Origin of the sequence: methanotrophic endosymbiont of Bathymodiolus puteoserpentis (Logatchev), assembly GCF_900128525.1 — a bacterium.
GTDB lineage: Bacteria > Pseudomonadota > Gammaproteobacteria > Methylococcales > Methylomonadaceae > Methyloprofundus.
Genome location: NZ_FQTQ01000028.1, coordinates 1 through 13,035, shown reverse-complemented (window position 1 = coordinate 13,035; position 13,035 = coordinate 1). Strand labels below are relative to the sequence as shown.

Annotated in this window: 11 protein-coding genes; 9 read left to right on the top strand and 2 right to left on the bottom strand. The window is 40.0% G+C overall.

Features of this window, described 5'->3' with window-relative positions:
• The 8 genes from BQ7314_RS01730 to erpA form a co-directional block, all read left to right on the top strand.
• On the top strand, positions 1-413 hold a 413-nt coding region (locus BQ7314_RS01730; RefSeq protein WP_245394878.1), incomplete at its 5' end, for a cysteine peptidase family C39 domain-containing protein.
• Positions 414-436: 23 nt separating this feature from the next.
• A complete protein-coding gene (locus tag BQ7314_RS01725; RefSeq protein WP_174481980.1) occupies positions 437-877 on the top strand; it encodes a hypothetical protein in 441 nt (146 codons plus the stop codon).
• 229 nt (positions 878-1,106) lie between these two features.
• On the top strand, positions 1,107-2,330 hold the full coding sequence (locus tag BQ7314_RS01720) for a transporter (protein ID WP_245394877.1): 1,224 nt from the start codon (positions 1,107-1,109) through the stop codon (positions 2,328-2,330).
• A gap of 219 nt (positions 2,331-2,549) precedes the next feature.
• Entirely contained in the window at positions 2,550-3,356 is an 807-nt protein-coding gene (locus BQ7314_RS01715; protein ID WP_174481978.1) for a winged helix-turn-helix domain-containing protein, read from the top strand.
• A 116-nt stretch (positions 3,357-3,472) separates the two neighbouring features.
• A complete protein-coding gene (gene gcvT / locus BQ7314_RS01710) occupies positions 3,473-4,552 on the top strand; it encodes a glycine cleavage system aminomethyltransferase GcvT (protein ID WP_174481977.1) in 1,080 nt (359 codons plus the stop codon).
• A 2-nt stretch (positions 4,553-4,554) separates the two neighbouring features.
• The gene (gene gcvP, locus BQ7314_RS01705; RefSeq protein WP_174481976.1) at positions 4,555-7,449 is read left to right on the top strand and encodes an aminomethyl-transferring glycine dehydrogenase; all 2,895 of its coding nucleotides are present in this window, start codon (positions 4,555-4,557) and stop codon (positions 7,447-7,449) included.
• Between the two features lie 71 nt (positions 7,450-7,520).
• The gene (gene argC / locus BQ7314_RS01700) at positions 7,521-8,555 is read left to right on the top strand and encodes an N-acetyl-gamma-glutamyl-phosphate reductase (protein ID WP_174481982.1); all 1,035 of its coding nucleotides are present in this window, start codon (positions 7,521-7,523) and stop codon (positions 8,553-8,555) included.
• A 66-nt stretch (positions 8,556-8,621) separates the two neighbouring features.
• On the top strand, positions 8,622-8,954 hold the full coding sequence (gene erpA, locus BQ7314_RS01695) for an iron-sulfur cluster insertion protein ErpA (RefSeq protein WP_174481975.1): 333 nt from the start codon (positions 8,622-8,624) through the stop codon (positions 8,952-8,954).
• Positions 8,955-9,027: 73 nt separating this feature from the next.
• Here the strand turns inward: erpA and BQ7314_RS01690 are convergent, their stop codons facing one another.
• Positions 9,028-10,140, bottom strand: a complete 1,113-nt coding sequence (locus tag BQ7314_RS01690; protein WP_174481974.1) for an anhydro-N-acetylmuramic acid kinase — start codon at positions 10,138-10,140, stop codon at positions 9,028-9,030.
• A gap of 1 nt (position 10,141) precedes the next feature.
• Positions 10,142-11,479, bottom strand: coding sequence for an OapA family protein (locus BQ7314_RS01685; RefSeq protein ID WP_245394875.1), 1,338 nt, complete (start codon positions 11,477-11,479; stop codon positions 10,142-10,144).
• 193 nt (positions 11,480-11,672) lie between these two features.
• Between BQ7314_RS01685 and tyrS the strand changes: the two genes are divergently transcribed.
• Complete coding sequence (tyrS, locus tag BQ7314_RS01680) at positions 11,673-12,869, top strand: tyrosine--tRNA ligase (RefSeq protein WP_174481981.1); 1,197 nt, start codon at positions 11,673-11,675, stop codon at positions 12,867-12,869.
• Positions 12,870-13,035: the final 166 nt, after the last annotated feature.

The following is a 13,035-nucleotide window of genomic DNA, read 5'->3' as shown; positions in this document are numbered from 1 at the left end:
TCATTTGTAGCCTCTGTAAATTGTTTGGTAGCTGTTTACTTTACACCTATGTCTTGTCTCAATTCAACCAGTGTATTGCTATCCGTTACTTTCAGAGGTTATGCACTTATTATACGAATTCAGGTATCAATAATAATGGTTATTTTCACTTTATTATTATAAAAGGCTTAAATGAACAAGAGGTATTGGTTGGTGATCCCGCTTTGGGCGTAAAGGTTATTGCTAGAGATAAATTTGAAAAAATGTGGGGGAATCGAATTTTATTTTTAATTCAGGATAAACAATTGCTTGCCAACGCATTAAATAGTAATGTCGAATGGAGTGCGAGGATTAAAGCGCCATTAGGGATGGCCGTCGATCGATTAAGTTTGGCTGAATTTAATATGTTGCTCCCTGGTAATTTTGATTTTTAGTTTTATAGGGATGGGTGATTGCGATGAAAAAAAAACGATTAAATTTTTACCGGCAAGTAGCAATGATTGCCATCCCTGTGCTTTTGGTTTTTTCAGTTAATATTGCCGCTGATGGCTTTGCCACGTGGGAACACGTATCTGATGATGAATTAGCTGAGGTTAGGGGAGGGTTTCTGCTGGCTAATGGTGTCGAAGTTGATTTTAGTTTTAAAAGGCAAATTTTAATCGATGGCAAAGAAAATTATGTTATGAGTTATCAGTTACCTAAAGGGACTTTTTTTGATAGCGTTGGGTTGAATGACTTGTCTCAAAGTGAGGCTATCCTGAGTTCTGTGATTCAGAATAATATTGACAATCGGGTTATATCTAATATCACAACCTTTTATATTGGACTCAGGGGGGCTGGGAAGACAGCAACTATTGCTAACGGGCTAATGGATTTTCGTGATCTAATGCAGTATTGATAAACTTAATTTTCAGCGGAATTAATGGAAGATGGCGAAAAAAATATTATTTAAGGATTCTTTGTGTTTATCTTATTATTTTTTTTATAAGGAGGAAACACCTCTTTTATATTTCATAAAATCAATTATTTTTACAAGCAATCAGCTGAGTGTCAATATTTTTTACAGTTGTAGTGGTTTTCGGCTTTTCTTGTTAAGGTTACTTATCTTTTGTTCTATCTTGTTGAGTGTGACCGAGTTGCAAGCGGATTCTAGTACGCAGAAGTATAGTGAAATTGAAGAGTTAAAAGCACTTATTAATAAGCAGCAGGCAGCATTTAAGAGGCAAAGTCAGCTTATTGATGCTCAAGGAAAGCAAATTCAAGAATTAATATCTCAAGTAAAGGTATTATCAAACAATACAAGTACTGATAAGGCAGGTGCTCCTTCCAAGGGTAAGCCGCGAACTATTAAATCAGTAAAGGCTAGTGGTCCTAAACCAATTAAGCCAGTAGGCAAAAAGCCACCCAAACCAAAAATCCAAAGGCCACCTGAAATTCCAAGGCTTAGTGATACTGTAGGTGGTGTTTTAACTCGCAAAGGTAATATTGTGGTCGAGCCTTCTGTACGATATAATTTTTCAGATAGCAATCGTGTAATTTTGGATGGATTTTCTTTTTCACCGGCGCTCGTTATAGGGCTTATTGATCTCCGTGAAATTAAACGGCATAGCATTTTTGCAAATTTAAGCTTTCGTTACGGTATTACAGATAGGTTTGAGTTTGATTTTAAAGTGCCTTATGTTTACAGGTCTGATGAGCAGCGCTCGCGGGCTGTTAGTATCGGAGCTGCAAATGATGAGATATTTAATGCTACAGGAAGCAATATAGGTGACTTAGAGTTAGTTGCTAAATACCAGCTCAATAGTGGCACAAGTGGTTGGCCTATTTTTGTCGGTAATTTTATTACTACTATTCCTACAGGAAAAAGCCCTTTTGATATAGAGTATATCGAATCTGAGTCTATACCAGGTGCTAGGTTTCCTACGGAGTTGGCCACAGGAAGTGGATTCTATAGTTTTCAGCCTAGTATTACAGCGCTTTATCCGACTGATCCAGCTGTATTCTTTGGCGGGCTGAGTTATAGTTATAATCTTAGAACTCGTGAAGATATTGGTAATTTTGATCCTGGAGATACTCTTGGTATAAGTTTTGGTATGGGGGTTAGTCTTAATGAGCGTACTTCATTTAGTTTAGGTTATTCGCATAGGCATGTGTTTAACTCGTCACTAGATGGTAATACTATCGATGGTAGCAGTGCTGATGTAGGGCAATTACTCATTGGCTATTCTTACAAATTTGCAAAACAAACCTTGTTTAATTTGTCTTTGGGAATAGGTGTTACAGAGGATTCCCCTAATCTTAAGTTGGATTTTAGAGTGCCAATGACTTTTGATGTTGGAGCGCCGTGGTAGGTGTGTTGTTCAAGATTTTTCAGGCAATTTTTATATATCAATAGCATGTCAGTTAACTTTACAATATTGCCATTTTAGTAAGTTTTAATGTGTTTCACCTAGTTGATTTATTAGTTATTTATGTGTTTTGGTCTGTCTATTGCTTTTCCTAGATAGTTGTAATATCAGTAATAATTTTACTGAGAATTATTTTTGGAATGAAAGCTTTAGGGAGTGCATATGCTTAAAAAACTTCAAGTTTTATTTATCAGTAGCAATCAATATGTTACTGGTATTTTTCAAGGCTACTTTCATGCTTTAGGTTGTAATTTGGTGACACTGTCAGATGTTAATCTGTTTTCAGGTAGGATCAATGAGGTTAGTCCGGATTTGATTTTTTGGGATATCGGTGTGGATAAAGGATTTTCCAGTCAAGATACACAAGAATTGTTGAAACAACTTACTCGTAGTAAAAAAAATCTCGTCTGCGGCTTAAGTGATTCTCATACTAAACCCCAGTTGGATATTGAGTTTGACGAGGTATTTATTAAGCCGATCAATATAGCTCAATTAGATAAATATATGAGTAGAAAGTTTAGCCGAGGGGTAAGTTTTTTTGCATCAAGAAGAAAAAATAGTGATAGGCGTAGTTTTTTTGATCGTAGAGGCCTGTCAAATTGTCGAAGGGTTAGTGATGCTGATGCCCTGGAAAAATCAAATGGCAGCAAAATAAACAAACCAGCTGAGCTTATTAAGTCAGTCGGTCCTTTCCTGATTGATAATCAGCTGAAATGTGTATATTTAAATGAAAAGCTAATATCGTTAACTTGCAAAGAATTTAAATTATTCGAAAAATTAGCCAATGATGTGGACCGAGTCATTTCTGATGAGGAAATTATTGACTGTCTTTGGCCTGGAAACAATCATGCAACAAAAGCTGACCTGCATCAGTATATGCATTTATTGCGCAAGAAAATCGAAGATGATCCTAAAAAGCCGGTGTGGATTACAACGGTAAAGGGTTTTGGTTATAGGTTATTAATCTGACTATACCCTCTTAATATTCAAACCTAAATTCGCAGTATGAGTTAAAGCTAAGATTAATGCTTAGTATATAAGTAAATAAGTCAAAGCTAAAGCCATTATTGTCAACCTACAAGCCTATGTCTGATCTTAAACGCACCCCTTTATACGATCTTCATCTGGCGCTCAATGCCAAGATGGTAGCTTTTGCGGGCTATCAAATGCCTATTCAATACCCAACCGGTATTATTAAGGAGCATTTACATTGCCGCTCTCTAGCCGGTTTCTTTGATATTTCTCATATGGGGCAATGCTTAGTCAGTGGTGGTAATATCGCTGCGCAATTGGATAAGCTAGTGCCGAGCGATATTGTAAATTTATCCACTGGGGAGCAGCGTTATACTGTTTTAACGAATACTGAAGGTGGCATTATTGATGACCTGATTATTGGTCGTTTAGGTGATGGCTTTATGCTTGTTTTTAATGCGGCGTGTGAAGATAAAGTTATCACTTATTTGCAAAGTAATTTGCTGGGGCATTTACAACTATTATCAGAACAAGCCTTATTCGCTTTACAAGGGCCGAGTGCTAAAGAGGTGATGGCCGAGTTATCTGCTCAAGCTTGTGACTTGGCGTTTATGCAGGTGTTGCAAACAGATATTAATGGCATCCAATGTACGATCAGCCGTAGCGGTTACACGGGGGAGGATGGTTTTGAAATTTCAGTCGCAAAGCAGTATGGCCCATTAATCGCTGAGCTGATTTTATCTTTTGCACAAGTAAAGCCGGTAGGCTTAGGTGCTAGAGATACTTTGCGCTTAGAAGCAGGACTAAGCCTTTATGGGCATGAGCTTAATGATAATATTAGCCCTGTAGAAGCGGGTTTGAGTTGGTTGGTTGATAAAAATAAATGTGGCTATCCTGGTGCTGAAATCATTCAGCAGCAATTACAGCAAGGAGCTGCGCGTAAGCGAATTGGTTTGCTTGTTGAGGGAAAAACTCCCGTCCGAGATCAGTATCAGATTTATAATGGAGCTGATGTTTTGGTTGGCACTATTACTAGCGGTAGCTTTTCTCCCTGCTTGGATCAGCCGATTGCACTGGCTTTAATTGATGCGCAGTGCTCAGATAAAACGCTCTACGCGCAGGTTAGAAATAAGAAAATTGCACTACAGGTGACTAAGCTTCCTTTTGTAGCACATCAATATTATAGGGGCTAATTATGTCTGATTCTCATCCTAGTTTAGATGAATTAGAAATGCGGGGTAATTTTATTCAGCGGCATATTGGTTGTAACCCTAAGCAAACTGAAGCGATGCTGGCTGAGCTAGGCTTGAATTCGCTGGAGGATTTAATCGGGCTAGCGATTCCCAGTAATATTCTTAATGATGAGCCATTAAAGCTGACCGATACTATGCGCGAACGGACGGTTATCAAATATTTGCGCAAAATTCGTAGCCGTAATAAAGTTTTTACTTCGTTAATTGGTATGGGTTATTACGATACCGTTATGCCGGCGGTGATTAAGCGGAATGTCTTGGAAAATCCCAGCTGGTACACGGCTTATACGCCTTATCAAGCAGAGGTAAGCCAAGGACGACTAGAAGCATTGCTTAATTTTCAACAAATGATTACCGATTTAACTGGTATGGAAATAGCTAATGCGTCTTTGCTGGATGAAGCGACGGCTGCAGCTGAAGCGATGGCTATGGCTAAGCGTTTAGCAAAAAGCAGATCGAATTGCGTATTTATTGACCAGGGATGTCACCCACAAACCATTGCGGTTATGCAAACTCGAGCTGAATCTTTGGGCTTTGAAGTTGTTGTAGGTGATGTGTTTCAGCAATTAGTGCAATATGAGTTTTTTTCTGTGTTGGTGCAATACCCGGCAACTACCGGCGAAATTAATGACTTAACTGAGCTTGTTGCTATTGCTCATAGAAAATCGGCTCTGGTGACTGTAGCAGCTGACTTGCTGAGCTTGGTTTTGCTGAAATCGCCAGCGGCTTATGATGTAGATATTGTGGTTGGCAGTGCGCAACGTTTTGGTGTTCCTATGGGGTATGGCGGGCCACATGCGGCATTTTTCGCCACTAAAGAGGCTTATAAACGCTCCATGCCTGGACGTATTATTGGCGTTTCTCAGGATGTTCATGGAGAGCTTGCTTTACGTATGGCGTTGCAAACGCGCGAGCAGCATATTCGGCGCGATAAAGCAACTAGCAATATTTGTACTGCACAAGTTTTATTGGCTGTTATTGCGAGTTTTTATGCGATTTACCATGGTCCGAAAGAGTTGCGTTTAATGGCTGGCCGAGTGCATCGCTATGCGCAAATTTTAGCCAAAGGCATAGAGCAAATTGGCTATAACATTTTTACGCAGCAGTATTTTGATACTTTTGTCGTCTATACGCCTGGAAGGGCTAAGCGTATTGTCAGTAAAGCCCAAGAAGCGGAGATTAATTTACGCACTCTTGATGCTGATCATATTGGTATTTCGCTGGATGAAACTACGAATCGAGATTTGATTAGAACGGTTTGGCGCATCTTTTCTACAGCCACTGATGATCCGCCGGATATTAATACCTTAGATAAGGCTATTGTGGAGTGTATTCCTGATACGTTATTGCGCCAAGATGCTATTTTACAACATCCGGTATTTCATAAATATCACTCTGAAACAGAAATGATGCGCTATATGCGTAAACTAGCCAGAAAGGATATTGCTTTGGATCGCAGTATGATTCCTCTAGGATCTTGTACCATGAAATTAAATGCAGCGACGGAAATGCAGGCGATTTCAGCACGCGAGTTTAATGGATTACATCCTTTTGTGCCGCTTTATCAAGCGCTAGGTTATCAGCAGTTATTTGAAGAGTTGGAGGATATGCTGTGTGACTTAACAGGCTTTGATGCTTTTTCTTTTCAACCTAATGCCGGCTCACAAGGTGAATATACGGGGTTATTGGTTATTCGCAAATATCATCAAGTGCGCGGCCAAGCGCAGCGTAATATTTGTTTGATTCCAGAGTCTGCGCACGGCACGAATCCGGCGAGTGCAGTTATGGCTGGCTTGCAGGTTGTGGTTTTGGCGTGTGATGCAAATGGTAATGTCAGCGTAGAAGATTTACAGCAAAAAGTGCTGCAATATCAAGATACGCTGGCGGCATTAATGATTACTTATCCCTCTACGCACGGGGTATTTGAAGAGTCATTTCGAGAGATTTGCGATATTATTCATCAGTATGGTGGGCAGGTGTATTTAGATGGTGCTAATTTTAATGCGTTAGTGGGTTTAAGTCGACCGGGAAAAATAGGTGCGGATGTTGCACATTTGAATTTGCATAAGACTTTTTGTATTCCCCATGGTGGTGGCGGGCCTGGTGTTGGGCCAATTGGTGTGGTGGATCATTTGGCTGCTTATCTGCCCGATCATCCGGTGGTGAAAGGCGTAAATCCATATAAAACAGAGCAAGGTACCGTAGGGGCAGTATCTGCTGCACCTTGGGGTTCTGCTAGTATTCTGACGATCTCTTGGGCTTATATTGCCATGATGGGGGCAACAGGTTTGAAAAAAGCCACGTTGCATGCGATTTTAAATGCAAATTACATTGCTCAGCGCTTAGCACCCTATTATCCGGTTTTGTATACCGGTAAAAATGGTTATGTCGCTCATGAGTGTATTATTGATTGCCGAGCATTTAAAAAGACTTGCAATATTAGTGTTGATGATATTGCTAAGCGTTTAATTGATTATGGTTTTCATGCGCCAACGGTCTCGTTCCCCGTGCCAGATACGTTAATGATTGAGCCTACCGAAAGTGAAGATAAGGGTGAGATAGATCGTTTTTGTCAGGCTATGATCAGTATCAGGCAGGAAATTCAGGATATAGAATCAGGTGCAGCTGATTTGCTTAATAATGTCTTACACAATGCACCGCACAAGCATCGCTTATTGATTGAGGAATGGCATTTCCCGTATAGTAAGCAGCAAGCATTTTTTCCTGATAAGGGTCTGCATGATGATAAATATTGGCCGCCAGTAGGGCGTATTGATAATGTTTATGGCGATCGACATTTATATTGTAGCTGTCCCTCTATAGCAGAGTATAAATAAACAGTGTAAGAAAAATTTATATTCCTCAGTTAGAATGGTTGGTATTTTTAAGAGTTGATATAGGTTTAGATATGATTCGTGCAGGTATTGTGGGCGGTACAGGGTATACAGGAGTGGAGTTGTTGCGTATTTTGGCGTTGCATGAGCAGGTTGAGGTTGCGGTAGTAACTTCAAGGTCTGATAATGGATTGCGTGTTGATGCTTTGTATCCTAATCTACGTGGCAGTATTGATGTGAGTTTTTCTAAGCCTGATGTAGATTCTTTGGCGACTTGTGATGTGGTATTTTTTGCCACTCCAAATGGTACTGCAATGCTAATGGCTGAACAGTTGCTGGCTCGCAATGTCAAAGTTATTGATTTATCTGCTGACTTTAGAATTAAAGACGCGACGGAATGGTCAACATGGTACGGCATGGAGCATGCGTGTCCTGATTTAATTGCTGATGCCATTTATGGTTTGCCTGAAATAAATCGTGTGCAAATTGTTGATGCTAATTTAATCGCTTGTCCAGGGTGTTACCCAACGGCAGTGCAGTTGGGATTTTTACCATTAATTGAAAATGGCCTGGTTGATGTTAAGCATTTAATTGCCGATGTGAAGTCAGGAGTCAGTGGTGCGGGGCGTAAAGCTGCCGTACCTTCTTTAATGAGCGAAACGGGTGAAAGTTTTAAAGCGTATGCTTCGGCAGGGCACCGGCATTTACCAGAAATTAGGCAAGGACTGTCATTGGTTGCTGGTAAATCTGTGGAATTGACTTTTGTGCCACACCTAGTGCCTATGATTCGCGGGATACAAGCAACTTTATATGCACAATTAAAAAGGGATTCAGTGGATCAATTGCAGGCGCTGTATGAGCAGCGTTATGCAAATGAACCATTTGTTGATGTTTTGCCAGTAGGCACCCATCCTGATACACGTAATGTGCGTGGTAGCAATAATTGCCAAATTGCGCTTGTTGTTCCTCAAGGTGGTGATACGGTGGTGGTCTTGTCGGTCATTGATAATTTAGTCAAGGGTGCGGCAGGGCAAGCAGTGCAGAATATGAACTTGATGTTGGGGTTTAATGAAAATCAAGGGTTGCAAACGATAGCTTTGTATCCATAATTCTTGACTAAAACAGTAGGTATAGTCATAATCGTGTTACTTTCAATTGCTTAGTGGTTTATACAAATGGCAGATCCAATTATTTTTAGTGATAGTGCAGCGGCAAAAGTCGGTGCTTTAATTGCAGAAGAGGGCAATGATAGCTTGAAGTTGCGCGTTTATATTTCAGGCGGTGGTTGTTCAGGTTTTCAGTATGGCTTTACCTTTGATGAAGAAGTCGCTGACGATGATACTCAAGTAGAAAATGGCGGGGTCACTGTACTGGTTGATGCTATGAGCATCCAGTATTTGAATGGTGCTGAAATTGATTATAAAGAAGATTTATCGGGAGCGCAGTTTGTGATTCGTAATCCTAATGCTTCAACAACTTGCGGCTGTGGTTCCTCTTTTTCTGTTTAAATCTTATCGTTGATGGTGGGCTATTTTGTATAGTACTACAAAATAGCCCACTAGAAGCATTGACATAATGCTTTTAGGCTTGATAGATTCCACCTAAAATTACCGCTTCTTTTGCCCCAGTTGTCTCAGGTAAATTCCCCGTTAAACCTTGCATTGTTTGTTTTGCTAGCCAAGCAAAGGCCATGGCTTCGACTTGGTCGGGATGCACTCCTTCTGTTTCTGTAGAAACAACAGGCAGGTTAAGCTGAGCCTTTAGTGCTTGCAGTAAGGTCTGGTTATGAATTCCGCCACCACAAATAAAAACTTTATCAGTTTTAGGGGCAAATTTCTGTATGGCATCACTAATTGTTTCGGCAGTTAATTGGCATAAGCTACGCTGAATATCTTCTGTTTTGCATATTGGTTGTTTAGCAAGCTTGTGATTTAACCAAGAGGCAGAAAAATATTCAGGTCCTGTACTTTTGGGGGGTAAGGTAGAAAAATAAGGGTCATTTTTTAAATGTTTGAGTAACCTTGGCTGCACCTTACCTGTAGCTGCCCAATGGCCACCTACATCATAATGGAGATTTTGATGCGTATAAATCCAATAATCCATCAGTGTATTGCCGGGACCGGTATCGAAGCCTAATATGTTTTGATGTAAATCTTTGGGTAATAGGGTTACGTTGGCAATGCCGCCGATATTAACAATAACTCTATTTTCAGTTGGTGAGTGAAATAGGGCGCGGTGGAAAGCGGGTACGAGTGGAGCACCTTGGCCACCTGCAGCAATATCTTTGCGTCGAAAATCAGCAACGGTTGTGATTTGTGTTTTTTGACTGATAATGCTAGGGTCGCCAATTTGCAATGTAAAAGGTGTTTTAGAATAGGGGGAATGGCAGATTGTTTGCCCGTGGCTACCTATTGCTTTTATTGCGCTCGCATTAATATCACTTTGCCTTAATAGGTTAATGCAAGCTTCAGCGTAGAGCGTGCCTAATAAAGAGTCTAATTCACCAAAATCTGATAAAGAAATGGCGTGGTATGTATTGCTCAGTGCATGAATTTTTTGTTTTATTTTCTGGCTATAGGGCTGGTAGTAAAAGTTGATGACTCGAGCTTGTTTTTTTGAGAAATCATAAAGCCCTGCATCAATACCATCTAGACTGGTGCCTGACATAAGCCCTATATAGTATTCGGTTGCCATTTTATTGTATTTTTTGCGCAAGCTGAGTTTTATTAAGTGATTCTAATTGATTTAATAGTGGTTTTGCCTGTGCTAAAAAAGCAGTCTTATATTTCTTTTGAATAGGATTAGAGTTAGGGAATGATACCGTTAGGGGGTTGCGGTGTTTGCCATTAATACGGAATTCGTAATGTAGGTGCGGTCCAGAGGCAAGACCTGTTTGACCAACATAGCCAATAATATCTCCTTGGTTGATGTGCGAGCCGCGACGCTGCCCTTTGCGAAATTTAGACATATGGGCATATAGAGTACTATATTGTTGTCCATGCTGAATAATGACAACATTACCATAGCCTCGTTGTTTACCGCGAAATGTGATTTTGCCATCGCCAGTTGCTTTTATAGGAGTGCCTGTTCTAGCAGCGTAGTCGACGCCTTTGTGCGCGCGAATTCGGTTTAGTACAGGATGTTTACGTTTTAAATTAAACCTTGAGCTAATGCGTGCAAAAGGGATAGGGGTGCGAATAAAGGCTTTGCGCATGCTATTACCTTTTGGGGTGTAGTAGCTCGTTTTTCCTGTCGGATCTTTGAAGCGGATGGCTGTTGTTGGGTGGCCCTGATTGATGAATTTGGCGGCTAGAATATTGCCGGTACCAATAGGTTTGTCATTTATATATAGGGATTCATAAAGAACAAAAAACTGATCGTTTTCACGAATATCTAATGCAAAATCTATATCCCAAGCGAAAATATCGGCGAGTTGCATGATTGTTTGGTTGGATAGGCCTGCACTAATTCCATCAACAAATAGTGAGGAATGAATGGTTACGGATGCACTGCTAATACGTCGTTCGATTTTTTTTAGGCTGAGTTCAACATTGAAGTTGCCATCTTCAAGCCGAGTTGCTTTGAGTTCCTCGTAAGGGCTTTTTTTGTATGTTAAATGACTAAGTTCACCAGCAATATTGAGCCCTATCATTAGCGATTTTCCTGCGCGTATTGTGGCAAATTGTGAGCCAATATTATTGGCATGCACTATTTTGTGTAAGTCAGATTTACTTAGCTTGTTTTTAGAGAATATGGCTGATAGGCTTTCCCCGGGTTTAATCTTATGCTCTTGCCAGACGGTAGATAGACTTTGCATGCTTGGTTTGTGGCTAGCTTTAGAAGGCGTAGTGCTGGTCTCAAGCAAAGTATTGTTTGTATCGGGTAGTTTAATGGGCTGCTCGATATTTGTTGTGATATCGGGAATGGTTAGTGCAATTTCATCAAGTGTAGATGATGTTGATTTGACTGAAAAAAAAGCATAACTTGCCGTTGCTAAAATTGCGCAGACTAACCCTAAAATTAGGTGGTTCACGTAGTTGCTTTTTTTCTGTTTGGGAGGAATGCTGGATTGGAGCAGGTCGTTTTGATATTGCATTTGAAGATTATAAGATGTTTTTTTTGCTAATGCCTAATATTATATGGCATCAAATTAGTAAAGAAAGAGCGTAAAACAATTAGTAAGATAAAAATGTGTATAACTCATATAAAGAAATAAGGTGAATAAATTGCAAGAAGATGTATTGGCGCAGATAAAGCGTGGAACAGATGAAATTTTAGTTGAAGCTGAGTTAATTAAAAAACTACAGGAAGGTCGGCCCCTGCGTGTTAAAGCTGGTTTTGATCCAACTGCGCCAGACTTACATTTAGGACATACTGTTTTAATTAATAAATTAAAGCAGTTTCAAGATTTAGGGCATGAGGTGCTTTTTTTAATTGGTGATTTTACTGCAAAGATTGGTGATCCAACAGGTAAAAGTGTTACGCGTCCACCTTTAACATCGGAAGAAATTTTAAAAAATGCAGAGACCTATAAAGAACAGGTGTTCAAGATTTTAGATCCCGCTAAAACTAAAGTTCTATTTAATTCAGAGTGGATGTCTAAAATGTCTGCAGCAGATATGATTCAGTTGGCAGGAAAGGTTACTGTTGCACGTATGCTGGAGCGAAATGACTTTGGCGATCGATATAATTCAAATACTCCAATTTCCATTCATGAGTTTCTCTATCCGCTAGTTCAGGGATATGACTCAGTTGCGATGGAGGCAGATATTGAGTTGGGTGGAACGGATCAAAAGTTCAACTTATTAATGGGGCGTACTTTGCAGGGATATTACGGTAAGCCACAGCAGTGTACATTAACCATGCCTATATTAGAGGGGTTGGGTGGCGTGCAAAAAATGTCTAAGTCTTTAAATAATTATATAGGAATTAGAGATGAGCCTAATGATATGTTTGGTAAAATCATGTCTATATCTGATGAGTTAATGTGGCGTTATTTTGAGTTACTAAGCTTTAGGCCTATGGAAGAAATTACTGGATGGCATAGGGAGTGCGAAGAAGGTGCGAATCCGCGTAATTATAAAGTGAAACTAGCGCAGGAGATTATTGCTAGATTTCATAGTGAAGTAGCTGCAGTAAAAGCGCTTGAAGATTTTGAGGCGCAATTTAAACGCGGCGCAATTCCTGATGACATTGTTGAAATAGAGTTGACGGCCTCAAGTGAAGGCTATGCGATTGCTTTATTATTAAAAGACGCAGGGCTGACGGTAAGCACGTCAGACTCCAATAGAATGGTTAAGCAAGGAGCAGTTAAGTATGATGGTGAAAAAATAACAGATGCAAAGCTAGTTGTGCCTGTAGGTGCGGAGCATGTGTTCCAGGTGGGTAAAAGAAAGTTTGCGAAAGTTAAAATAAAACCTTGATCTATCCGGCTAAAGCGGTAGAATAGCCAGCTCTTCAACGCTCAGGTGCTGAAGAGCGAGGCGGGTTACTAAGTTGGCCGATTTTATAATGGCTTGTCTTATGGTTTAAGTTGATTTAACCGCCTTAGTTTTAGAATTAAAATAAAAGACTTGACCGTTTGTTTTT